Origin of the sequence: Cellulomonas sp. HZM (genome assembly GCF_000708885.1) — a bacterium.
Lineage (GTDB): Bacteria > Actinomycetota > Actinomycetes > Actinomycetales > Cellulomonadaceae > Cellulomonas.
The window spans coordinates 1-21,689 of record NZ_JEOE01000042.1 but is presented as its reverse complement, the minus strand read 5'-3'; the positions used below and the strand labels follow the sequence as shown (position 1 = coordinate 21,689).

Annotated in this window: 26 protein-coding genes; 7 read left to right on the top strand and 19 right to left on the bottom strand. The window is 73.1% G+C overall.

The window, feature by feature from the left end:
* On the top strand, positions 1-1,468 hold a 1,468-nt coding region (locus AW16_RS0115005; RefSeq protein WP_029291735.1), incomplete at its 5' end, for an HNH endonuclease signature motif containing protein.
* A gap of 5 nt (positions 1,469-1,473) precedes the next feature.
* Here the strand turns inward: AW16_RS0115005 and AW16_RS18520 are convergent.
* Positions 1,474-1,650, bottom strand: coding sequence for a hypothetical protein (locus AW16_RS18520; RefSeq protein WP_197021638.1), 177 nt, complete (start codon positions 1,648-1,650; stop codon positions 1,474-1,476).
* Between the two features lie 325 nt (positions 1,651-1,975).
* The gene (locus tag AW16_RS0114995; RefSeq protein ID WP_029291733.1) at positions 1,976-2,821 is read right to left on the bottom strand and encodes a helix-turn-helix transcriptional regulator; all 846 of its coding nucleotides are present in this window, start codon (positions 2,819-2,821) and stop codon (positions 1,976-1,978) included.
* Positions 2,822-2,923: 102 nt separating this feature from the next.
* Between AW16_RS0114995 and AW16_RS0114990 the strand changes: the two genes are divergently transcribed.
* Positions 2,924-3,634 carry an SDR family NAD(P)-dependent oxidoreductase gene (locus AW16_RS0114990; RefSeq protein ID WP_029291732.1) on the top strand — a complete coding sequence of 237 codons (711 nt, stop codon included), beginning with the start codon at positions 2,924-2,926 and terminating at the stop codon, positions 3,632-3,634.
* 4 nt (positions 3,635-3,638) lie between these two features.
* Here AW16_RS0114990 and AW16_RS0114985 read toward each other — a convergent pair whose 3' ends face one another.
* From AW16_RS0114985 to AW16_RS0114960, 6 genes are read right to left on the bottom strand one after another with little or no spacing between them, the layout of a single operon-like run.
* Positions 3,639-4,634: a GNAT family N-acetyltransferase gene (locus tag AW16_RS0114985; protein WP_029291731.1), complete on the bottom strand. Its 996-nt coding sequence runs from the start codon at positions 4,632-4,634 to the stop codon at positions 3,639-3,641.
* Complete coding sequence (purQ, locus tag AW16_RS0114980; RefSeq protein ID WP_029291730.1) at positions 4,634-5,329, bottom strand: phosphoribosylformylglycinamidine synthase subunit PurQ; 696 nt, start codon at positions 5,327-5,329, stop codon at positions 4,634-4,636. Before purQ ends, AW16_RS0114985 begins: the two co-directional genes overlap by 1 nt.
* A complete protein-coding gene (gene purS, locus AW16_RS0114975) occupies positions 5,326-5,598 on the bottom strand; it encodes a phosphoribosylformylglycinamidine synthase subunit PurS (protein ID WP_029291729.1) in 273 nt (90 codons plus the stop codon). Before purS ends, purQ begins: the two co-directional genes overlap by 4 nt.
* A gap of 58 nt (positions 5,599-5,656) precedes the next feature.
* A complete protein-coding gene (locus AW16_RS0114970; protein ID WP_156044203.1) occupies positions 5,657-6,688 on the bottom strand; it encodes a hypothetical protein in 1,032 nt (343 codons plus the stop codon).
* On the bottom strand, positions 6,685-7,020 hold the full coding sequence (locus tag AW16_RS0114965) for a PadR family transcriptional regulator (RefSeq protein ID WP_197021637.1): 336 nt from the start codon (positions 7,018-7,020) through the stop codon (positions 6,685-6,687). Before AW16_RS0114965 ends, AW16_RS0114970 begins: the two co-directional genes overlap by 4 nt.
* A 40-nt stretch (positions 7,021-7,060) precedes the next feature.
* The gene (locus AW16_RS0114960) at positions 7,061-7,975 is read right to left on the bottom strand and encodes a phosphoribosylaminoimidazolesuccinocarboxamide synthase (RefSeq protein WP_029291726.1); all 915 of its coding nucleotides are present in this window, start codon (positions 7,973-7,975) and stop codon (positions 7,061-7,063) included.
* Positions 7,976-8,036: 61 nt separating this feature from the next.
* Between AW16_RS0114960 and AW16_RS0114955 the strand changes: the two genes are divergently transcribed.
* On the top strand, positions 8,037-8,540 hold the full coding sequence (locus AW16_RS0114955) for an AAA family ATPase (protein ID WP_029291725.1): 504 nt from the start codon (positions 8,037-8,039) through the stop codon (positions 8,538-8,540).
* 26 nt (positions 8,541-8,566) lie between these two features.
* Here AW16_RS0114955 and purD read toward each other — a convergent pair whose 3' ends face one another.
* From purD to AW16_RS0114935, 4 genes are all read right to left on the bottom strand, one after another.
* The gene (gene purD / locus AW16_RS0114950; protein WP_029291724.1) at positions 8,567-9,826 is read right to left on the bottom strand and encodes a phosphoribosylamine--glycine ligase; all 1,260 of its coding nucleotides are present in this window, start codon (positions 9,824-9,826) and stop codon (positions 8,567-8,569) included.
* 55 nt (positions 9,827-9,881) lie between these two features.
* Positions 9,882-10,091: a hypothetical protein gene (locus AW16_RS0114945; RefSeq protein WP_029291723.1), complete on the bottom strand. Its 210-nt coding sequence runs from the start codon at positions 10,089-10,091 to the stop codon at positions 9,882-9,884.
* Between the two features lie 28 nt (positions 10,092-10,119).
* Positions 10,120-11,406, bottom strand: a complete 1,287-nt coding sequence (locus tag AW16_RS0114940) for an adenylosuccinate synthase (protein WP_029291722.1) — start codon at positions 11,404-11,406, stop codon at positions 10,120-10,122.
* A gap of 169 nt (positions 11,407-11,575) precedes the next feature.
* Entirely contained in the window at positions 11,576-11,995 is a 420-nt protein-coding gene (locus AW16_RS0114935; protein ID WP_029291721.1) for a DUF3151 domain-containing protein, read from the bottom strand.
* A 186-nt stretch (positions 11,996-12,181) separates the two neighbouring features.
* Here AW16_RS0114935 and AW16_RS0114930 point away from each other — a divergent pair, with 186 nt between their 5' ends.
* The gene (locus AW16_RS0114930) at positions 12,182-12,541 is read left to right on the top strand and encodes an STAS domain-containing protein (RefSeq protein ID WP_029291720.1); all 360 of its coding nucleotides are present in this window, start codon (positions 12,182-12,184) and stop codon (positions 12,539-12,541) included.
* A gap of 106 nt (positions 12,542-12,647) precedes the next feature.
* Here the strand turns inward: AW16_RS0114930 and AW16_RS0114925 are convergent, their stop codons facing one another.
* A complete protein-coding gene (locus AW16_RS0114925) occupies positions 12,648-14,795 on the bottom strand; it encodes a SpoIIE family protein phosphatase (protein WP_231496082.1) in 2,148 nt (715 codons plus the stop codon).
* A gap of 77 nt (positions 14,796-14,872) precedes the next feature.
* Here AW16_RS0114925 and AW16_RS0114920 point away from each other — a divergent pair, with 77 nt between their 5' ends.
* Complete coding sequence (locus AW16_RS0114920; RefSeq protein ID WP_029291718.1) at positions 14,873-15,286, top strand: STAS domain-containing protein; 414 nt, start codon at positions 14,873-14,875, stop codon at positions 15,284-15,286.
* Between the two features lie 67 nt (positions 15,287-15,353).
* Here AW16_RS0114920 and fbaA read toward each other — a convergent pair whose 3' ends face one another.
* Entirely contained in the window at positions 15,354-16,373 is a 1,020-nt protein-coding gene (gene fbaA / locus AW16_RS0114915) for a class II fructose-bisphosphate aldolase (RefSeq protein ID WP_029291716.1), read from the bottom strand.
* A 123-nt stretch (positions 16,374-16,496) separates the two neighbouring features.
* Entirely contained in the window at positions 16,497-17,144 is a 648-nt protein-coding gene (locus AW16_RS0114910; protein WP_231496081.1) for a TrmH family RNA methyltransferase, read from the bottom strand.
* 85 nt (positions 17,145-17,229) lie between these two features.
* Here AW16_RS0114910 and AW16_RS0114905 point away from each other — a divergent pair, with 85 nt between their 5' ends.
* Complete coding sequence (locus AW16_RS0114905; protein ID WP_029291713.1) at positions 17,230-18,003, top strand: VTT domain-containing protein; 774 nt, start codon at positions 17,230-17,232, stop codon at positions 18,001-18,003.
* A complete protein-coding gene (locus AW16_RS0114900) occupies positions 18,000-18,773 on the top strand; it encodes an HAD-IIA family hydrolase (RefSeq protein WP_029291711.1) in 774 nt (257 codons plus the stop codon). Before AW16_RS0114905 ends, AW16_RS0114900 begins: the two co-directional genes overlap by 4 nt.
* A gap of 87 nt (positions 18,774-18,860) precedes the next feature.
* On the opposite strand, the gene AW16_RS0114895 is transcribed toward AW16_RS0114900, so the two are convergent.
* The 4 genes from AW16_RS0114895 to AW16_RS0114880 form a co-directional block, all read right to left on the bottom strand.
* On the bottom strand, positions 18,861-19,427 hold the full coding sequence (locus AW16_RS0114895; RefSeq protein WP_029291709.1) for a LemA family protein: 567 nt from the start codon (positions 19,425-19,427) through the stop codon (positions 18,861-18,863).
* Positions 19,424-20,191 carry a hypothetical protein gene (locus AW16_RS0114890; protein ID WP_029291707.1) on the bottom strand — a complete coding sequence of 256 codons (768 nt, stop codon included), beginning with the start codon at positions 20,189-20,191 and terminating at the stop codon, positions 19,424-19,426. The genes AW16_RS0114895 and AW16_RS0114890 overlap by 4 nt, the downstream gene beginning before the upstream one ends.
* A 5-nt stretch (positions 20,192-20,196) precedes the next feature.
* Positions 20,197-20,772, bottom strand: a complete 576-nt coding sequence (pyrE, locus tag AW16_RS0114885) for an orotate phosphoribosyltransferase (RefSeq protein ID WP_029291705.1) — start codon at positions 20,770-20,772, stop codon at positions 20,197-20,199.
* Positions 20,773-20,860: 88 nt separating this feature from the next.
* On the bottom strand, positions 20,861-21,637 hold the full coding sequence (locus AW16_RS0114880; RefSeq protein WP_029291703.1) for an SDR family oxidoreductase: 777 nt from the start codon (positions 21,635-21,637) through the stop codon (positions 20,861-20,863).
* Positions 21,638-21,689: the final 52 nt, after the last annotated feature.

Here is a 21,689-nt window from a genome sequence, read left to right as displayed (position 1 = left end):
GGAGGCGTTGGCGGACCCGGTCGCGCAGGCGAGGTTCACTGAGGCGGTCACGGGTATGACACCGGTGCAGACCCGCAGGACGATCCTGGAGTACGCGGCTGTCTTCGACCCGGGCCGGGTGCAGGACGAGCACGACCAGGCCCGGCGGGACCGGTTCTTCAACCTGTCCGGTCACGGCGCCGGGGTCAAGGTCACCGGGTTCCTGGACGCCACCACCGGGCACGCGCTGCGCCTGGCGTTGGAGGCGGCCTCACCGCGGGTCGAGGGGGACGAACGCACCGGGCAGCAACGCCGCGCCGACGCCCTGGGCACGATCGCCGCCCACGCACTCGGATGCGGCACCGGCGACGGCGGAACGAACACGGGCACGAGCGCCGGCGCGGGTGCAGGTGCGGGCAGCGGTGGCTCGACGCGCACCGGCAAGCCCGGTGGCGGGTTGTCCGGGGTGCGTAACCGGCCGCACATCTCGTTGATCGTCCCGGCCGAGACGATGGTCGAGCTGCATCGCGCAGGCCTGGCCGGCGAGACCGGCCGCATCCACCACGCCCGCCGCGCCGACGGCCGCGGCCGGCCGCAGGACGACACACGTCCCGCGCCACGCGATAGCGGCGGCGGTGGCTATGGGAGCGGCGGTGGCCATGGGAGTGGTGGTGGTGGCGACATCGTCGACGCCAGCCAGGCCGGCGACGCCCGCGGCACGGGCAACGCGGGCGTCGGGGACACGCTGTTGTCCGACCTGCCCGGTCCGCGCACCGCCGACGGTGAACTCATCACCACCCGCTCGGCTGCGGGGCACCTGGCTGCCGGGCTCGCGGGGGTGCCCGCACCGACGCTGGAGGACGGGACACCGGTGGCGCTCTCGGAACTGGCGCGGGCGTTGTGCGACTGCGACATCACGAGGATCGCCATCACCGCGGACAACGTGCCCGTCGACCTGGGACGGACCGCCCGGGTGTACACCGGGGCGCACCGGCGGGCCGTGACCGTGCGGGACCAAGGATGCGCCTGGAACGGGTGCGAGACACCCGCCCGGTTCACCGAGATCCACCACATCCGCTGGTGGGACCGCGACAACGGCGAAACCTCCCTCGAGAACGCCGTGATGCTCTGCGACTACCACCACCACCGCGTCCACGAACACAACCTGTCCATCGAACGACACGTCCCACCGCCAAGACCGGCACCCGGTCGGCGGCGACGGCCACGCATCGAGAACGGCGACACACCACCGGGCGCATCGGGTGGCAGTCTCGGCACGCCTTCGGCGGCAGGCGGGGCGCACGTCGGTGACCCCAGTGCGCGTGGCGGGTCGCCGGACGGCACCTCCGGCGCGGTCGGCGATCGGACGGCCGTGGTGCCAGGGTCCGGGTTGCCGACGGTCGGAAGGGCGCGAGCGACCTACACGTTCCGGCGCACCAGCGACGGCGCGGTCGTCAACGAACCACGACGACCCGGCGCCGCCGCCTGACGCGCTCAGCCCTTCTCGATGCTCTCGGGGCGCAGCTCGCGGTTGAGGACGATCGCGGGGATCGCGAAGGCGGCCACGTCGATCACGGCCACCGCGACCACGACCCATCGCACCGCCCCGGTGAACGCGGTGAACGCGATGGCCAGGAGCGCCACTGGTGCGATGAGCATCACCAGTCCCATGCGGCGGGCGCTCGCTCGCGCCTGCGGCGTCGCCCCGCGTGACCAGAGGCCGGCCGGGCCTGCCGCACCGCCCGTTCCAGCACCGACTGCCCCAGCACCGCCCGTTCCCGCACCGCTTGCCCCAGCACCGCCCGCCCCTGTGTCGCGCGCGCTTGCGTCGCGCGCGAGGCCCGGCGACTCCAACGTCGGGCGCTCGTGCGGATCCACGGGTCCTGAGGTGCTCGGGTCGGTCATCAGGGGTCTCCTCGGTGCGCGGCACGGCGACGGGTCGGTGGTCCAGATGCTACGGGGCCGCCCACCGGGCACCAGGCCGCACAACCGGCGCTCAGCCGACGAGCTCCTGCGTCCCCAGCACGATCGCCAGCGCGAGCCTCTCCGCGTCCTGGGTGCCGGGCTCCGCCGTGTAGACCATGATCCGCAGGTCGTCGCCGGCCACGACGAGCGTGTCGCAGTCCACGACGATCGACCCCACCTGCGGGTGCGCGATCACCTTGTGCCGAGAACGCTCACCGCCCACGGCCACGGGCGCGGCGTCCCACAGCTCCTCGAACCGCGGGCTCACGGCGCGCAGGTCCGCGACGAGTCGCCGGAGCCGACCGTCGTGCGGGTAGCGCGCAGCGGTGACCTGCAGGTCGGCGACGAGTCCCGCGACCTGCTCGTCGTGCTCCCGCCGCGACTGCACGGCACGCGAGCCGCCGCCCACCACGTTGCGCCACACGCCGTTGCGATCGTTCCCGACGAGCTCCGACGTCGGCCCCATCAACGCGTCGTACGGGGCGTTCGCCACGACGAGGTCCCACGCCGCGTCGTACACGACGACGGGGGTCCCGACGAACCGGTCAAGGAGCCGCTGGACGCTCGGCGACACGCGTCGGGGCACGACTCCCGGCCCCGGAGCAGCGAGCCCGGCGAGCAGGAACAGGTGGTCGCGCTCGGCATCCCTCAGCCTCAGCCCGCGGGCCAGCGCCTCGACCACCTGCGCCGACGGGGCTCGCGCGCGCCCCTGCTCGAGACGGGTGAGGTAGTCGACCGAGATGCCCGCGAGGCCGGCGAGCTCCTCGCGCCGCAGCCCGGCGGCGCGGCGCCGTCCACCCGACGGCAGGCCGGCCGCCTCGGGCCGGACACGGTCGCGCCACCGCCGCACCGCGTGCCCGAGCTCGGAGTCCTCCACGGGTTCGAGTGTGCGCTCGTCGGCGGACGCTGTCCTGGCACCGCGAGTCCTACGAACACGGGACGACTGCCTGACCCGCCCCGGCGGACGCACGATGGACGCATGACGACCACACTCGTGACCGGCGCCAACAAGGGCCTCGGCAAGGAGACCGCCCGCCTGCTCGTCCAGGCGGGGCACACCGTCTGGCTGGGCGCGCGCGACGAGGAGCGGGGCCATGCCGCGGCCGACGAGCTCGGCGCACGCTTCGTCCAGCTCGACGTCACCGACGACGCCTCGGTCGCGCGCGCGCTCGCGACGATCGAGGAGGCCGGCACCGGGCTCGACGTCCTCGTCAACAACGCGGGCATCGCGATGCGCGGCGAGGGCATGACCGAGGCGATGGACGGCCCGAGCGTGCTCAGCGTGTTCGACACCAACGCCGTGGGCGTCGTGCGCGTGACGCAGGCCGCCCTCCCGCTGCTCGAGCAGTCGGACGCCCCGGTCGTCGTCAACGTGTCGAGCGCTCTCGGCTCGTTCTGGGCGACGCACGAGCCGTCGCGACCGGCGTCGCGCTTCGTCTCGATCGTCTACGGCGCGAGCAAGGCCGCGGTCTCGATGCTGACGGTGCAGTACGCGCGGGCCTACCCGCACATCCGGATCAACGCGGTCGAGCCGGGGATCACGGCGACCGAGCTCGGCGGCGGCGACCCGGGGAGCCACCCGGGGCGCGACGCGGCCGAGAGCGCACGCGTCGTCGTGGCCCTCGCGACCGTCGGTCCCGACGGCCCGACCGGTACGTTCCAGGAGGACGCCGGCGAGCTCGGCTGGTAGGCCGTCAGCGGCCGACGAGCTCCTTGCCGAACACGAGTGAGCGCACGTCGTCGTCGTACGGCGGGAACGGGACGATCGGGCGCCAGCCCGTCACGGTGTACAGGCCGACCGCCTCCGGCTGTCGCATCCCGGTCTGGAGCACGAGGCGCTCGTACCCGAGCTCGCGCGCGTGCGCCTCCGCCGCGTCGAGCAGCCGCTTCGAGACCCCGGCGCCGCGCGCGTCGGCCTCGACGTAGAGCTTCTTCAGCTCGGCACTACCCGCCGGGTGGCCGTCGCGGGGCGCACGCAGGGACAGGCAGCCGACAGCACGGCCGTCGATGCGGGCGACCCACGTCGCGAGCTCGCCGACACCCTGCGCCGCATCGTCGACCTCGAAGCCGCCTGCGGCCTCCACGGCCTCGCGCAGGTCGGGGTACGTGGGTGCGTTGAACTGCGTGTACATCCGGCGCCGGAGCCGAGCCGCGTCATCGTCGTCCCATCGGACTCGTTCGATCTCGACGCTCACGACCGCCCGGTCCGACGATCGCCGCCGCAGCCCGGGCACCGGCCGCAGGTCCTTCGCGAAGCAGCGGGAGTCGACGAGGCCCACGTACTCGCCGTACGCGTCCGTCGGCGCGTAGCCGGCGGACAGGTACAGCCCGATCGCCTCGGGCTGGCGCGGACCGGTCTCGAGGATCAGGCGTGTCAGGCCCAGCCGCTCGGCGCGCGCCTCGAGGTCGAGCAGCACCGTCCGGGCGTGGCCGCGCCCGCGGTGCGCAGGGGCGACGAACAGGCGCTTGAGCTCGCCGGTGCCGGGCTCGAGATCGCCCCCGGCGCGCAGCGCCCCGCACGCGAGCGCCCCGCCGGCGTCGTCGTACAGCACCACCATCGCGGCGATGTCGTCGCCCGGCATGTCATGACCGAGGTCGTCCTCGCCGTACCGCTCGCGCAGCTCAGCCTGCTGCGCGAGGCGCAGCCGCAGGGCGTCAGGGTGCTCCCAGGCGACGAGCTCCAGCGGCATCAGCCGACGAGCGCGTGCAGCACGGACGTGAAGAACGCGAGCCCGTCGGTGCCCGTACGGGGACCGTTCGCGCCGTCCGGGCCGAAGCCGGGCTCGACCGCGTGCTCCGGGTGCGGCATGAGGCCTACGACGTTGCCCGCCGCGTTGGTGATGCCCGCGATGTCGCGGCGCGACCCGTTGGGGTTCCAGCCGACGTAGCGGAACACGACGCGACCCTCGCCCTCGAGCTCGTCGAGCGTGTGCTCGTCGGCCACGTACTGGCCGTCCTGGTTCTTCAACGGGATCGTGATGTGCTGGCCCGCGGTGTACTCCCGGGTCCACGCGGTGTCGACGTTCTCGACCGCCAGCACCTGCTCGCGGCACACGAAGTGCAGGTGGTCGTTCTTGATCATCGACCCGGGCAGCAGGTGGGCCTCGGTGAGCACCTGGAAGCCGTTGCAGATGCCCAGCACCGGCAGGCCCTTGTGCGCGGCGTCGACGATCTCGCCCATGACGGGCGCGAAGCGCGAGATGGCGCCCGCGCGCAGGTAGTCGCCGTAGGAGAAGCCACCGGGCAGGACGACGGCGTCGACCCCGTGCAGGTCCGCGTCGGCGTGCCACAGGGAGACGGCCTCGGCGCCGGCGAGACGGACCGCGCGAGCGGCGTCCCGGTCGTCGAGCGTGCCGGGGAACGTGACGACGCCGATGCGGGTCATGCCTGCGCGTCCTGCGTGTCCTGCGCGTCCTCGTAGACCGCGACGACGTCCTCGATCACCGGGTTCGAGAGCACCTGCTCCCCCGCGGCGCGGGCTGCGGCGAGCACCTCCTCGGTGACCTCGCCCTCGACCTCGAGCTCGAAGCGCTTGCCCTGACGGACCGAGGCGAACTGCCCGAAGCCCAGGCGCGGCAGAGCACCGGCCACGGCCTTGCCCTGCGGGTCGAGGATCTCCGGCTTAGGCATCACGTCGACGACGACTCGTCCCACGGGTGTGCTCCCAGGTGTTCACGCGGCGATGGGGGTCGGCCGGAGTCTACGGGAGGGCTCAGGTGGCGGGAGACCAGGGGTCGCCGGTTGGGACGACGCCGTGTGCGAGGACCCCGGACGCCGCCGGGTCGGGACGCGGGACGAGCTCCGGGGCATCGACGCGCGGTGGGTCGAGGAGGATCGCTCGGCGCGCGTCGACGAGCGCGACCTCCGGACGACGTCGGGTGGTGAGCCAGATCGCGGCGAACGTCGGTGCGGCGAGCCCCACGATCCCGAGGAGCCATGACGTGTCCGTGCCGAACGGCTGCGCGAACACGACGGCGACGCTGCCCCACACCACCACGTTCACCCACCAGGGTCGGCGGGTCGCGACCACGTCGCGGTTCGGCTGCGGCACCGGACGTAGGCGCTGGCTCCCCCACGCGCAGTAGACGCCGACGCCCACCGCCACGCTCGCTCCGACGACGACAGGAGCGAGCGACCCACCGGACCGCACGAGGTCGACGACCCCGACGAGACCGACCACGCCTGTGACGATCGAGGCCTGCCCGGCGAACGACGACGCACGAACGCGATGACGAGGCTCGGAACGGACGACGAGGCAGGACTGGTGCGCGACCGACCCTGTCGCGAATGCCGTGCGGCGAGCGGACGCCCGGTGGTGGCTCAGGTCGAACATCGTCGCGACGAGCACGGACACGACGACCATCAGCCAGAGGAGGTCCCACTCACCCGACAGCCCGTAGAGGAACAGCAGGAAGAGGTACACGGGAGGCACCCGGACCCACGGCCGGCTGATCACGTCGTCCGCCCACAGCCAGTGCCTCGGCGGCACGGGCCGATCGGCCTGCATCCGCAGCCACACGGCCACTCCCGGCCACGCCCGCCAGCGCGCCGCGATCCCGCCGCGCACCAGCCCGAGGCCGTCCCTCAGCCCCACGCGCGTCGCGTCGGGCCCGGCGATCTCCGCGAGCACGCCCGTCACCTCGTCGGCCCGCTGCGCGCGCCACCACCGCGGGTAGGCCCGCAACCACCGCGCGACCGACCGTGCGAACGCGTCCCCCTGCACCGCGCCACCCACGCCGCTCACGCCCCGCCGAGCGCGGGCCGCGCCCCGAGCACCCGCTGCGCCCGCGCCGCGAGCGCACGCAGCCGCGCGGTCTCCTGCGTGACGGCAGAGGTTCCCTCGGGCGTGAGCCGGTAGTACCGACGCAGCCGCCCGTCGACGACCTCCTCGCCGCTGACCTCGGCGTACCCGGCCCCGACGAGCCGGTCGAGCACGCCGTACAGGGTCCCTGCACCGAGGCGCACCCGGTCGTCGGACAGCTCGCGCACGGCCTGGACGACGCCGTACCCGTGCCGCGGTCGGTCAGCCAGCGAGAGCAGCACCAGGTAGGTCTGCTCGGTCATCTTCAGCCCCATGTCCGATATATATCGCCAGACGACCTATCCGGGCAAGGGGTCACACGGCCAGTGCGCTGCCTGTGAGCCGCTCGTAGGCCTCGAGGTACCGGTCACGCGTGCGCTCGACGACGTCGGCGGGCAGCGGCGGCGGCGGGACGTCGCCCGCTCGGTCCCACCCGGACGACGCCGAGGTCAGCCAGTCGCGCACGAACTGCTTGTCGAAGCTGGGCTGCGCGGTGCCGGGACGCCACTCGTCGGCCGGCCAGAACCGCGACGAGTCCGGCGTCAGCACCTCGTCGCCGAGCGTCACCGCGCCCGTCGTCGGGTCCGTGCCGAACTCGAGCTTGGTGTCCGCGAGCACCACGCCCCGCTCGCGCGCGATCGCCTCCGCGCGGGCGTAGACCGCGAGCGTGAGGTCGCGCAGCGTCGCGGCGGCGTCGGCGCCGACCGTCTCCACGACCGTCGAGAACGGCACGTTCTCGTCGTGGTCGCCCAGGTCCGCCTTGGTCGCGGGCGTGAAGATCGGCTCGGGCAGGCGGGAGCCGTCGACGAGGCCCGGCGGCAGCTCGATGCCCGTGACCGAGCCCGACGTCCGGTACTCCGCGAGCCCGGAGCCGGCGAGGTACCCGCGCGCGACGCACTCGACGGGGAACATCTGCAGGCGCCGGCAGACCATCGCGCGCCCCGCGACCTCGGCGGGCACGTCGGTCGACACGACGTGGTTGGGCACGAGGTCCGCGAGCTGCTCGAACCACCACAGGCTCAGCTGCGTCAGGACGGTCCCCTTGCCGGGGATCGCGGGCTCGAGCACGTGGTCGTAGGCGGAGACCCGGTCGCTCGCGACGACGAGCACCACGTCGCCGAACCGCTCCGCGAGCGTCCTGCCCTGCTCGGACCCGTCCGGGACGTACAGGTCACGGACCTTGCCCGAGTAGGTGTGCTGCCAGCCGGTGAGGGTGATCGCGTCGGTCACGCGCCCTAGTGTGGCGTGCGGACCGCCGACCGCGCGCGTCCGTCTCGCGACAGGAGGCCGCGTGGAGCCGCTCCTCGTCCTGCTCGGCGGGCTGCCGGGCTCGGGCAAGACGACGTTGGCACGCAGCCTCGCACGGGCTCTCGACGCCTCTCACGTCCGCGTCGACACGATCGAGCAGGCACTGCTGCGGTGCGGGATCGGCGACGGCGTCGCGGGCTACGCGGTGGGCATGGCGGTCACGACCGACGACCTGCGCGTGGGTCGCAGCGTCGTCGCGGACGCGGTGAACGCGGTCGACGAGGCTCGCACCGGCTGGCGCGACGCCGCGGCCGCCGCCGACGCGCGCGTCGTCGAGCTGTGGGTCACCTGCTCGGACCCGGTCGAGCACCGGCGTCGCGTCGAGCAGCGCGAGGCGGACATCCCCGGCCACCGCCAGCCGACGTGGGCCGAGGCCACCGCGCTCGTCGTCGACCCGTGGCCGACCGCGACGGTCGTCGAGACCGCCGGCCGCACGCCCGACGAGGTGCTGGCCGCGGCGCTGCGGGCGATCGACCGGCCGCGCTGACCAACCCCGCGACCTGACCCCGAGAGCTAGCCCCGCGAGGCCTCGAGCGCGATGTCCGTGCGGTGCTGCGACCCGACGAGCCCGATGAGGCCGACCCCCGCGTAGGCACGCTCGCGCGCGGCGGCGAGGTCCGCGCCCGTGCCGACGACGGACAGCACGCGCCCGCCGTCGGACACGACGACCCCGTCGCGGTCCGCCGTGCCGGCGTGCAGCACGTGAACCGAGTCGAGCGCGTCGGCCTGCACGATCCCCACGATCGGGTCGCCCGTGCGCGACGACGTCGGGTAGCCCTCCGACGCGACGACGACCGTCACGGCCGCGTCGTCACGCCACTCGAGCGGTGCGAGCTCGGAGAGCCGGCCCTGCGCGACGGCCATGAGCACGCCCGCGAGCGGCGTCGCGAGCCGCGCGAGCACGACCTGCGTCTCCGGGTCACCGAAGCGGGCGTTGAACTCGACCACCCGCACCCCGGCGGACGTCAGCGCGAGCCCGCAGTACAGGACACCAGCGAACGGGGTCCCGCGCCGGGCCATCTCGGCGATCGTCGGCCGCGCGACGCGCTCGACGACCTCGTCGACCAGGTCCGCGGGCGCCCACGGCAGCGGCGAGTACGCGCCCATGCCGCCGGTGTTCGGCCCCTCGTCGCCGTCGAGCGCGCGCTTGAAGTCCTGCGCCGGCACGAGCGGGACCACGTCGGTGCCGTCCGACAGCACGAACAGCGACACCTCGGGCCCGTCCAGGAACTCCTCGACCACCACGCGGCCGCCGGGCTTGAGCAGGCACGTGCGCGCGTGCTCGAGCGCCACGTGGCGGTCGTCGGTCACGACGACGCCCTTGCCCGCCGCGAGCCCGTCGTCCTTGACGACGTACGGCGCACCGAGCTCGTCGAGCGCCTGCTCGGCCTCGACGATGGTCGTCGCGACCCGCGGCTCCGCGGTCGGCACGCCCGCGGCCGCCATGATCTCCTTGGCGAACGCCTTCGAGCCCTCGAGCCGCGCGGCCTCGCCGGACGGACCGAACACCGCGATCCCTGCGGCGCTCACGGCGTCCGCGACGCCCGCGACGAGCGGCGCCTCGGGACCGACGACGACGAGGTCGACGCCGAGGTCCGTCGCGAGCTCCGCGACCTCGCGCCCGTCCAGCGGGTTCACGGTGTGCAGCGTCGCGAGCCCGCCGATCCCGGGGTTACCGGGTGCGGCGTGCAGCTCGTCGACAGCGGGGTCGAGCGACAGGGCTCGGACGAGGGCGTGCTCACGGGCGCCGGTACCGACGACGAGGATCTTCACGGGCGCCGAGACTACCGGCCACCCGCAGGCGACCGGCAGCCCGTCTCAGAGCGCCTCAGCTCATTCCGCCCGGGGTCAGCCACAGCAGCAGCAGGAAGCAGGCGCTCACGATCGCGAGCCAGATCTGGAGCGGCGACCAGTGATACCAGGCCGCCAGGAAGCCGTCGCGACGGGCACGCCTCCCGAACAGGCTCAGGACGTGCACGACGAACAGGAGACCGATCGACCCGAACGCCAGGAGGCGCAGCAGGTCGACGGTTGTCATCCCGAGCGCCCGCGAGTCCGCGCCGACCTCAGCCCAGCAGGTCGTGGCGGACGATCGTCGCCTCGCGACCCGGGCCGACGCCGATCGCGCTGATCCGCGTGCCGCTGATCTCCTCGAGTCGCAGCAGGTACCGCTGGGCGTTCTTCGGCAGGTCGTCGAAGTCGCGCGCTGCGGTGATGTCCTCGGTCCAGCCGTCGAGGTGCTCGTAGACCGGCGTCGCGTGGTGGAAGTCGCTCTGGTCGTCGGGCATCTCGTCGAACCGCTTGCCGTCGACCTCGTACGCGACGCAGACCGGGATGCTCTCGCGGCCCGTGAGCACGTCGAGCTTGGTCAGGACGATGTCCGTGAGCCCGTTGACGCGCGACGCGTAGCGCGACACGACCGAGTCGTACCAGCCCGTGCGCCGGGGGCGGCCGGTCGTCGTCCCGAACTCGCCGCCGGTCTGGCGCAGCCACTCGCCGTCGTCGTCGAGCAGCTCGGTGGGGAACGGGCCCTCGCCGACGCGCGTCGTGTACGCCTTGGCGACGCCGACGACCCGGTCGATCCTCGTCGGCCCGACGCCCGAGCCGGTGCAGGCCCCGCCCGCCGTCGCGGACGACGACGTGACGAACGGGTACGTGCCGTGGTCGATGTCCAGCATCGTCGCCTGGCCGGCCTCGAACACGAGGGTCTTGCCGTCGTCGAGCGCGCGGTTGAGCTCGAGCGGGGTGTCGCCCACGTACGGACGCAGGCGCTCGGCGTGGCGCAGCAGGTCCTCGACCGTCTCGTCGACCGTGATGGCGCGGCGGTTGTAGACCTTGACGAGCAGGTGGTTCTTCTGGTCGAGCGCGCCCTCGACCTTCTCGCGCAGGATCTTCTCGTCGAACAGGTCCTGGATGCGGACGCCGACGCGGTTGATCTTGTCGGAGTAGGTGGGGCCGATGCCGCGGCCCGTGGTGCCGATGCGGCGCTTGCCGAGGAACCGCTCCGTGACCTTGTCGACCGTGCGGTTGTAGGGCGCGATGACGTGCGCGGCCGACGAGACGCGCAGGCGCGAGGTGTCGACGCCACGGGACTCGAGCGCGTCGATCTCCTCGAACAGCACCTCGATGTCGATGACGACGCCGTTGCCGATGACGGGGACGACGCCGGGCGAGAGGATGCCCGACGGCAGCAGGTGCAGCGCGTACTTCTCGCCGCCGACGACCACCGTGTGGCCGGCGTTGTTGCCGCCGTTGAACTTCACGACGTAGTCGATGCGCGAACCGAGCTGGTCGGTCGCCTTGCCCTTGCCCTCGTCGCCCCACTGGACACCGAGCACCACCACGGCGGGCATCTGATCACCACTCTCACGGCTGCCTGGCTCGTCGGGCGCCCCGTCTCAGGAGCGACCCCGGCACGGTCGGCAGTGGTCCCGTACCTCCGAGAGGGTACCGGACGGTCAAGAGACGGTCATGTCCGGGCGCGTGCGCTGGGAACCGCCCCGCGCCCGCCGGACGTGCGCCTCACGACGAGAGCGCGGCGACCTCGTCGGCGGACGTGCCCGAGTCGAGGAGGAACTGCGCGCACCGCTGCGCCTCGTCGTCCTCGCCGATCGCCGCTGCGGCTCGACCGAGCGCCGCGAGCGCACGCAGGAACCCCTGGTTGGGCTCGTGCGCGGCGGGGATCGGGCCGCGTCCCCGCCAACCCGCGCGGCGCAGCGCGTCGAGACCCCGGTGGTAGCCCGTACGCGCGTACGCGTAGGACTCGACCGCGTCGTCGGCCTCCTCCGCCAGCACCGCCCACGCGAGGGACGACGCGGGCTCGGCACGTGCCGCGTCGCGTGCACCCGTCCCGGCGGCGAGCGCGGCACGGACCGCCGCGTCCGGGCCGGCGGCGGCCAGCAACGTCGGGGCAGGACCGTCCAGCAGGTTCTCGTGGCTCATCGGGCCAGTCTCGCACCGGCGCGAGACGACCCCGACGCGGCCGGCTCCGCTGCGGCACCGACCGACGCGGGTGCCGGCACCAGGGTTCGCGGCGCGCTCGATCGCCTCGGGCACGCATGTCGGGATGCAAGCACGCTGCCCGCGACCTACAGTCGACCCGCCCCTCCCCGCGACCACCCGGTGACCATGATCGAGATCTCGACGTCCGCGACCACGACCACGCTCGTGGTCTCCGGCGACCTGGACCTGGCCGAGCGCGACCAGTTCCCCGAGGTCGCCGCGCGTGTCGTCGGCCTGCGCCGCCAGCTCGTCATCGTCGACATGTGCCGGGTCACGTTCATGGACTCGACCGGCGCGGCGTTCCTCATCTCGCTCGCCGACGCGGGCCGCAAGCGCGGTGGCGCGACGGTGCTGCGGGGCGCCGACCCGCGCGACCTGTTCGTCATCGAGGTGTGCGGCGCGACGGAGCTCTTCCGCATCGACACGGACCACCGCTGCGAGGACGTCCCGCCGGTCGCGGAGCTCGACACCCCCGCCCCCGCCTGACCCGACGCGCCCCGGCCCCGGTCGGGCCGAGGACGGGTGGCGTCCGGCTCGCCAGGTGAGCCATTCCCCACCCGGCCAACCGCACGCGACCCGCGTCGGGCGCGGCTCAGCGGCCCGCCGGCGGCAGCGCGCCCGGGCGGACCTTCGCCCACACCAGCTTGCCGCGCGACGACGGCCGCCAGCCCCAGTCGGCCAGCCGCTCGACGATCCGCATGCCGAAGCCACCGACCCGGCCGGGGTGACCGTCGGTCGCGATCGGCGGGGCCGGGTTGCCGTCCTCGACCTCGATGCGCAGCCCGTCGCCCGTGTCGTACAGCTGCAGCGACACGTGCCCGAACCCGTGCAGCACGGCGTTCGCGACGAGCTCGGACACGACGAGCTCCGCGTTCGCCGCGTTCGGCATGTCCCACGCGTGGCACGTGCGGACGACCGCGTGCCGGGCCCGTCCGATCGACGACGGCTCGCTCGGCAGCGACCAGCGCCGTCGGCGCGGCGAGCGCCCCCGCTCGACCACGTCCCGCGGGTCGGGGACGCGCACCACGACGACCGCCACGTCGTCCTCCGGGTGGTCGGCGAGCCGCGACAGGATCTCCTCGCCGATCCCCGCGGAGTCACGCGCGGTCACGGTGCCGACGACGTCGCTGAGCGCGGCGATGCCGTCGCGCAGCCCGCGGTCGCGACGCTCGATGAGCCCGTCGGTGTAGTAGACGAGCACGTCGCCGGGCGCGAGGTCGAGCCCCGCGGTGCTGCGCCCGTGGCCACCGAACCCGACCAGCGGCCCCGCGCCGTCCATCAGTGCGGTCACCTCGCCGCTGCGCACGTGCAGCACGGGCAGGTGGCCCGCGCGCGAGTACTCGATGCGCCAGCCGGCGGACGAGCGCGTGAGCGTCGACAGCACGAGACCCGCCGAGCGCGGGATGCGCATCCCGTGCACCAGCTGGTCGACGCGCTCGAGCACCGGCCCGGGCGTCGTGATGTCGTACGCGTAGGACCGGACCACCGAGCGGAGCTGGCCCATCGCGGCGGCGGCCTCGACGTCGTGCCCGACGACGTCGCCGATCACCACACCGACGACGTCGGGCGAGATCTGCAGCACGTCGTACCAGTCCCCGCCCACCTGCACGTTCTCGGAGTTCGGGGCGTAGTACGTCCACACGTCGAGGCCGTCGACCTCCGCCTGCTGCGGCAGCATCGCGCGCTGCAGCGTCTCGGCCAGGCGGTGCTCGCGGTCGTAGAGGCGCGCGTTGTCGATGACGAGCCCCACGCGGCGTGCCGTGAGCTCGAGGACGGTCTGCGCGGAGCGCTCGATCCCGTCGATGCCCAGCCCGACGCGCGGCAGCACCACGAGCAGCCCGAGCACCCGCCGTCGCCCCGAGACGGGGAGCACGACGGCCGCGGGGGCGCCCGACGCGTTGGTCAGCGCCGGGCCGCCGTGGGTGCGCACGTGCCCCGCGAGCCACGCCGACGCGCTGCCGGGCACGTAGTCGCCCGACAGGTCGAGCTCGAGCGGGCGGTCCTTCACGCCGTCGAGCAGCAGCTGGACGGCGTCGTCGGCCGGTGCCTGCCCGTCGCCCACAGAGCCGTGGCGCCGACCCTTCCCGGACGGGGGCCGGTGGTGGTCGACACCCTCAGCGGCCCGCAGGCCGCCGTCGTTGACGTAGAACGCCGCCCAGCCGACCACCGAGTGCCGCAGCAGCGCGGCGATCTCGTGCAGCGGCGTCATGCGGTCGTCGACGTCCATCAGCAGGTCCGAGACCTGGGTCATCAGACCGAGGCTGCGCCGCTCGCGGCGCTCGGCCTCGACGAGCGCGGCCTGCTCGGCGTCGTGCGACTGCTGCTCGGTCAGGTCGTGCAGGCTCGCGACCCAGTAGCGCGGCGTCTCGTCGTCGGCCGACGACACCGGTGCGAGCTCCACCCGGCACGCGTACACGGAACCGTCGGCCCGTCGCAGGCTCATCGTCTGGGTCGACGCACGGCCCGCGCGCACCGCGTCCCGCAGCGCGAGCAGCGCGTCCGGACGGCGAGCACCCGGGGGCAGCGCGTCCCGCTGGTGCGCGAGCGCGGTCGCGGCGTCGTAGCCGGTCGAGCGCTCGAACGCGTGGTTGACCCACACGACGGGCAGGTGCGGGTCGTGCCCGTCGAGCATCGCGACGGGCACGCTCAGTGCGTCGAGCGCACGGGCCAGCACCGCACGTCCGGGCACGTCGGCGGCGGCCTCGAGGGCAACTCGCTCCGCGCGGGAGTTGACCACCACCACCTCCGATCGTCTAGCGTGCCGAGCAGGCGGGACGTCGTTGCAGCGACGACCGTCCCACCCGCGGAAGGAGCACCGTGCGCGACGGTAACAGCACGACCCCGGACGAGCAGTCCGGCGGCGAGACCTCACCCTCCGGTGAGCCAGGGGCCGTGCACGTCATCGTCGGGGCCGAAAGCACGCGCATCGTGCTGTCCGGCGAGGTCGACGCCGACCTGTCCGCGGAGCTGCAGGAGGCGACCGCGGAGGCCGAGCACCTGGGCCTGCCGATCGAGGTCGACGCCCACCACGTCACCTTCATGGACTCGTCGGGCGTGGCCTTCCTCGCGCGGCTGTCGATCCGGTCCCAGCACCGCGTCCGCCTGCTCCGCGTCCCGCCGACCGTGCGGTTCCTGCTCGAGGTCACGCGTATCGGTGAGCTGCTCGACGTGGTGGACGACGACGAGCCGTCGTTCCAGACCGTCAGCCAGGACGGGCCGCCGCAGGCCTGACGCCCGTACGACGAACGCGCGCCCCCGGACCGGTCCGGGGGCGCGCGTTCGTCGTCGGTCGCTCAGGTCAGAGCTTGTGACCCGCCGAGCGCAGCTGCTGGCACGCCTCGACGATGCGGGCGGCCATGCCGGCCTCGGCCAGCTTGCCCCACGCGCGCGGGTCGTAGGCCTTCTTGTTGCCGACCTCGCCGTCGATCTTCAGCACGCCGTCGTAGTTGGCGAACATGTGGCCGACGACCGGACGCGTGAACGCGTACTGCGTGTCGGTGTCGATGTTCATCTTGATGACGCCGTTGTCGACCGCCTCCGAGATCTCCTCGGCCGTCGAGCCCGAACCACCGTGGAACACGAGGTCGAACGGGTTCTCCTTGCCGATCTCGTCGCCGACCTTCTTCTGGATGTCGGCCAGGATCGACGGGCGCAGCTTGACCGCCCCCGGCTTGTACACGCCGTGCACGTTGCCGAACGTGAGGGCCGTCAGGTAGCGGCCCTTCTCGCCCGCACCGAGCGCGCGGACCGTCGCGAGACCGTCCTCGGGCGTCGTGTACAGCTTGTCGTTGATCTCCGCGGTGTGGCCGTCCTCCTCGCCACCGACGACGCCGACCTCGATCTCGAGGATCGTGCGCGCCGCCTGCGAGAGCTCGAGCAGCTCGGCCGCGATGACGAGGTTCTCGTCGAGCGGGATGTTCGAGCCGTCGAACATGTGCGACTGGAACGTCGGGTTCTTGCCGGCCTTGACCTGCTCCGCCTCGATCGCGAGCAGCGGGCGCACCCAGCTGTCGAGGTTCTGCTTCGTGCAGTGGTCGGTGTGGATCGCGATCGTGACGCCGTAGCCCTTCGCGACCTCGGCGGCGTAGGCCGCGAGCGCGAGCGAACCGGCGACGCGGTCCTTGACCGTGGAGCCGGCGGCGTACTCGGCGCCACCGACGGAGACCTGGATGATGCCGTCCGACTCCGCCTCGGCGAAGCCCTGCAGCGCGGCGGTCACGGTCTGCGACGACGTGATGTTCACGGCCGGGTAGGCGAACTTGCCCGCCTTCGCCCGGTCGATCATCTCGGCGTACACCTCGGGGGTGGCGATGGCCATCTGCTCACATCTCCTGTGGCTCGTTCGGGGTTGTTTCGGTCCGAGTTTGCCACTACCCGGTGATACCGCGTCCGGGACGTCCTGCCCATGGGACGACGAGCACCGGCACGTGACCACCGCGCGTCACGGAGCGGCGTGCTGCGCCACCCACGCGTGCATCGCGATCGCGGCCGCGGCGCCCGCGTTGATCGACCTCGTCGAGCCGAACTGCGCGATGTGCAGCACGTCCCGCGCGGTGGCCCGCACCTCGTCGGACAGGCCCACCGACTCCTGGCCGAACACCAGGACGCACGCACGCGGCAGGGGGTAGCCCTCGAGCGGGACCGAGCCCGGCAGGTTGTCGACGCCGAGCACGGGCAGCCCCTGCTCGTCGGCCCACGTCACGAGGTCCGCGACGTCGGGGTGGTGGCGCACGTGCTGGTAGCGGTCCGTCACCATCGCACCGCGGCGGTTCCAGCGGCGGCGGCCGACGACGTGCACCTCGGCCGCGAGGAACGCGTTGGCGGTGCGGACCACCGAGCCGATGTTGAGGTCGTGCTGCCAGTTCTCGATCGCGACGTGGAACGGGTGGCGGCGCGTGTCGAGGTCCGCGACCACCGCCTCGAGCGTCCAGTAGCGGTAGGCGTCGACGACGTTGCGACGGTCGCCGTGCTCGAGCAGCTCGGGGTCGTAGCGCGGGTCGGGCGTGCCGTCGTCGAGCCGCGGCCACGCCGCCGCGCCGCCCGGCCACGGGCCGACGCCCACCTCGTCGCGCCGCCCGTCGCCGTCCACGCCGTGCACGCTAGCGCGCGACCGCTCACGGGAACCCCACAGACGCCCCCGCGGTGGCACACACCCCGCCCCGTAGGCTGGACGCATGCTCACGACGACCGCCCTCGCGGCCGCACTCGCGCCCACCCTCGCACCCACGCAGGTCCCCGCGCTCGGACCCGACATCCTCGACGCGCAGCACCTCATCGACCGGTTCGGCACGTGGGCGCTGCTGGGCATCATGGCGATCGTCTTCATCGAGGTCGGCCTGCTGTTCCCGATCCTGCCCGGCGACTCGCTGCTGTTCACCGCGGGTGCGCTGCTCGCGCAGGAGGCGCTCGACATCCCGCTGAACATCGGCGAGCTCATGGTCGTCATGATCCTCACCGCGTTCGCGGGCACGCAGTGCGGCTACCTCATCGGCCGCAAGCTCGGCCCGCGCGTGTTCAGCAAGCCCGACTCCCGGTTCTTCAAGCAGAAGTACATCGACGACACGTACGCGTACTTCGACCGCTACGGCGGGCGGACGCTGATCGTCGCGCAGTTCATGCCGTTCGTGCGCACCTACGCGTCGGTCGCGGCGGGCGTGGGGCGGATGCCGTACCGGCACTTCGTGAAGTTCAACGCGATCGGCGTGGTGCTGTGGGCCGGCGGTGTCACGTACCTGGGCTACGTTCTCGGGAACATCGCGTTCATCAGCAACAACATCGAGGCGCTGCTCGCGCTCGTCGTGCTGTTCTCGGTGACGCCGATCCTGCTGGAGCTGTGGCGGGCGCGGCGCAAGCGCAAGGCCGGCGTCCTCGACGAGGACGGCCGTGACACCCGGTACGACGAGCCCGCCGAGCGGGCCGAGGTCGAGAGGAAGTCGTTCGAGGCATGACTCGTGAGATCCGGTCCTGGCTGTCCGACATGGACGGCGTGCTCGTGCACGAGGGCACCGCGCTGCCCGGTGCGGCGGAGTTCGTCCGCGCGCTGCGCGAGAAGGAGCGCCCGTTCCTCGTCCTGACCAACAACTCGATCTTCACTCCGCGTGACCTGCGCGCGCGGCTCGCCGCATCGGGCATCGACCTGCCCGAGGAGGCCATCTGGACCTCCGCGATGGCGACCGCCCAGTTCCTCACCGACCAGATGCCGGGCGGGTCGGCGTACGTCATCGGCGAGGCGGGGCTGACGACCGCGCTGTACGAGGCCGGCTACACGCTCACCGCGGCGCAGCCCGACTTCGTGGTGCTGGGCGAGACGCGGACCTACTCGTTCGAGGCGATCACGCAGGCGATCCGGCTCATCCAGGCCGGTGCACGCTTCATCTGCACCAACCCGGACGTCACGGGCCCGTCCGCTGACGGCGACCTGCCCGCGACGGGCGCCGTGGCGGCGATGGTGCGCGCCGCGACGGGCCGCTCCCCCTACTTCGTCGGCAAGCCCAACCCGATGATGATCCGCTCGGCGCTCAACCGGATCGACGCGCACTCGGAGACGACCGCGATGGTCGGGGACCGGATGGACACCGACGTGGTCGCCGGCATCGAGGCCGGCCTGCGCACGTTCCTCGTGCTGTCCGGTTCCACGCGGCAGCAGGACGTCGAGAAGTTCCCGTTCCGGCCGTCCGAGGTGCTGCCGTCGGTCGAGCACCTGGTCGCGCGGGTCTGACGGCGCGTCCGGTCCCCGCACGACGAGAGGGGGCGCTGCCGTGGTCCGGCAGCGCCCCCTTCGTCGTCGGGTCGGTCGCCCGTCAGGTCAGAACTGGACCGTCGGCGCCTGGCGCACGGTCGGGTCATCGACCTCGAAGTACTCGGCCCGCTCGAAGTGGAACATGTTCGCGATGATGTTGCTCGGGAACGACTCGACGCGGGTGTTGAGGTCCCGCACGTTGGCGTTGTAGAACCGGCGGGCCGCGGCGATGCGGTCCTCGGTGGCGGTGAGCTCGAGCTGCAGCTGCTGGAAGTTCTCGCTCGCGCGCAGCACCGGGTAGTTCTCGGCGACCGCGAACAGCCGGCCCAGCGCCTGCGTGAGCTGGTTCTCCTGCTGCGCCTGCTCGGCAGGCGATGCACCCGGGGCGGCGGCGGCGGAGCGCGCCCGCGCGACCTCCTCGAACACCGACTTCTCGTGCGCCGCATAGCCCTTGACGGACTCGACCAGGTTCGGGATCAGGTCGTGCCGGCGGTGCAGCTCGACGTCGATCTGGCGCCACGACTCCTGCACGAGGTTCCGCACGCGGACGAGCGAGTTGTACATGGAGACGAGCGCGATCGCGATGATCACCAGGATCACCACGACGACGCCGGCGATGATGAGTCCGGTCATGAGAGCTCCTCGGTGGGGTTCGCAGCGGTGTTCGGGTTCGGGTTCGGGGCGGGGTCCGGGTTCGGGTTCGGGTTCGGGCGTGCGGCCGGGTCGTAGCCGTGGTCGAGCCACACGTGCCGCGGTACGGAGGCGACGATCTGCTGCAGGAGCCCGAGCCGCGGCGCGATGAGCCCCAGGTCCGTCGAGCCCGTGCGCCACGTCAGGATCGAGTTCCCCTCGATGCGCCACGCGACACCGCGCGCGTCGGGCGCGAGCAGCCGCTCCATGAGCCGCGGGTGGATGATCGCGTGCGCGACCACCGGGCTCTCGCCGACCACACGGTAGGTGCGGTTGAACTCGTCCGACTCGAACTGGATGTCCTGCCCGCCGACCATCTTGACGAGCTTGGCACCCAGACCCTCCGGGGTCAGCTCCACGGTCGGCAGCTCGGACGGCATGGCGAGCGCGATCACGTGGTAGCTCGTCGAGCTGCGGCTCGTCTTGCCGTCCGAGTCGCGTGAGACGTTCGTCTCGACGTAGGTAAAAGACAGCGCGGGCATGCCGTCCCACGTGCCGCGCAGCACCTCGGTGCCCTCGCGCTCGTCTCCGCGACCGAAGGGCGAGCCAGCCCAGCGGTACGCGAGCGAGTCGTCCTGCGCCTCGTACGACCAGCCGGACGCGACGGACCACCGGAACAGCGCCTCGCGCCTCTTCGACTGCTGCCACAGACCGAAGGCGGCGACGCCCGCGACGACGACGAAGCCCACGGCCATGAGGCCGACCATGCCGGTCACGTCAGGCCGAGGTCGGTGAGGCTGAACAGGTAGTGGTAGGGCACGCCGAGTGCCTCGATCTTCTCGGCGGCGCCCGTCGCGCGGTCGACGATCACGGCGACGCCCAGCACCTCGGCGCCGGCCTCGCGCGCGGCCTCGACCGCGGCGATCGGCGACCCGCCGGTCGTCGAGGTGTCCTCGAGCACGACGACCTTGCGGCCCGCGACGTCCGGCCCCTCGATGCGCCGCTGCATGCCGTGCGCCTTGGCCTCCTTGCGCACGACGAACGCGTCGAGGTCCTGACCGCGGCTGGCCGCGGCGTGCAGCAGCGCGGTCGCGACCGGGTCGGCGCCGAGGGTCAGCCCGCCCACCGCGTCGACCTCGGCCGTGCCCAGCCCGACCTCCTCGAGCTGGTCGAGCAGCACGTGGCCGATGAGCGGCGCCGCGCGGTGGTGCAGCGTCACGCGACGCAGGTCCACGTAGTAGTCGGCCTCGCGGCCCGACGACAGCGTCACCCTGCCGTGCACGACGGCGAGGTCCTTGATGAGCTCGAGCAACTGCTCGCGGGGCGTCGGGGAGAGGTGTTCGGTCACGCCGGTCAGGCTACCGGGGCGCGGCCGTCGTCGGGCGTGGTCGTCGTCGGGCGTGGTCGTCGCGGTCCGGTCTCGAGACCGCCGACGGTCAGCCCGTGGGGTCCTCGAGCGCCTTGCGGTAACGCCCCACCGCGCGCACCGCGGACCGCGGCGCGACGCGGGCGGCGCCGGCCAGGACCCGGTAGCGCAGGCTGGGCGTCGCGATGACGGCCCCACGTCGCACGTCCGCGAGCGCGGACGAGACCACGTGCTCCGCGCCGAGCCACGCCGCGTCGGGGTAGGCGCTGACGTCGATGCGACCGCGCTCGTGGAACTCGGTGCGCACGAAGCCCGGGCTCACGACCGTCGCGGTGACGCCCGTGCCCTTGAGCTCGACCGCGAGGCCCTCGGTGAACGAGCGGACCCACGCCTTGTGCGCCGAGTACGTCCCCGACGCGAGCAGCGCCGCGATCGACCCGACGTTGAGGATCGCTCCCCGCCCGCGCTCCACCATGCCCGGCACGGCGGCGTGCGAGAGCACCATCACGGCACGGACCATCAGGTCGAGCGCGTGCTCCTCGCGCGTCAGGTCTCCCCCGACGAACCGCTGGTTCAGCCCCAGCCCTGCGTTGTTCACGAGCAGCCCGACGGGGTTCTCGTCGGACCGCAACCGGTCCGCGACGCGCTCGAGGTCGGCACGGTCCGTGAGGTCGGCGACGAGCACCTCGGCCCGCACCCCCGCTGCGGCCTCGATCTGCCCGGCGACGTGCGTCAGCCGCTCCTCGTCACGCGCGACGAGCACGACGTCGTGCCGTGCGGTGGCGAGCTGCCAGGCGAACTCGAGGCCGAGCCCGGCGCTCGCGCCGGTGACGAGTGCGGTTCCCATGCCGGCCAGCCTATGCGCGCCGCCACGCCCCAGCGCACCCACACCCCCCACC

Excerpts from the sequence above, each read along its gene's own strand:
- AW16_RS0114965 (WP_197021637.1), bottom strand. The coding sequence starts at position 7,020 with ATGGGGCTGAAGATGACCGAGCAGACCTACCTGGTGCTGCTCTCGCTG.
- AW16_RS0114895 (WP_029291709.1), bottom strand. The coding sequence starts at position 19,427 with ATGACCGGACTCATCATCGCCGGCGTCGTCGTGGTGATCCTGGTGATC.
- AW16_RS0114990 (WP_029291732.1), top strand. The coding sequence starts at position 2,924 with ATGACGACCACACTCGTGACCGGCGCCAACAAGGGCCTCGGCAAGGAG.
- AW16_RS0114905 (WP_029291713.1), top strand. The coding sequence starts at position 17,230 with ATGCTCACGACGACCGCCCTCGCGGCCGCACTCGCGCCCACCCTCGCA.
- AW16_RS0114945 (WP_029291723.1), bottom strand. The coding sequence starts at position 10,091 with ATGACAACCGTCGACCTGCTGCGCCTCCTGGCGTTCGGGTCGATCGGT.
- AW16_RS0114930 (WP_029291720.1), top strand. The coding sequence starts at position 12,182 with ATGATCGAGATCTCGACGTCCGCGACCACGACCACGCTCGTGGTCTCC.
- AW16_RS0114935 (WP_029291721.1), bottom strand. The coding sequence starts at position 11,995 with ATGAGCCACGAGAACCTGCTGGACGGTCCTGCCCCGACGTTGCTGGCC.
- AW16_RS0114985 (WP_029291731.1), bottom strand. The coding sequence starts at position 4,634 with ATGCCGCTGGAGCTCGTCGCCTGGGAGCACCCTGACGCCCTGCGGCTG.
- AW16_RS18520 (WP_197021638.1), bottom strand. The coding sequence starts at position 1,650 with ATGGGACTGGTGATGCTCATCGCACCAGTGGCGCTCCTGGCCATCGCG.
- purQ (WP_029291730.1), bottom strand. The coding sequence starts at position 5,329 with ATGACCCGCATCGGCGTCGTCACGTTCCCCGGCACGCTCGACGACCGG.
- AW16_RS0114940 (WP_029291722.1), bottom strand. The coding sequence starts at position 11,406 with ATGCCCGCCGTGGTGGTGCTCGGTGTCCAGTGGGGCGACGAGGGCAAG.
- AW16_RS0114900 (WP_029291711.1), top strand. The coding sequence starts at position 18,000 with ATGACTCGTGAGATCCGGTCCTGGCTGTCCGACATGGACGGCGTGCTC.
- AW16_RS0114890 (WP_029291707.1), bottom strand. The coding sequence starts at position 20,191 with ATGGTCGGCCTCATGGCCGTGGGCTTCGTCGTCGTCGCGGGCGTCGCC.
- AW16_RS0114880 (WP_029291703.1), bottom strand. The coding sequence starts at position 21,637 with ATGGGAACCGCACTCGTCACCGGCGCGAGCGCCGGGCTCGGCCTCGAG.
- fbaA (WP_029291716.1), bottom strand. The coding sequence starts at position 16,373 with ATGGCCATCGCCACCCCCGAGGTGTACGCCGAGATGATCGACCGGGCG.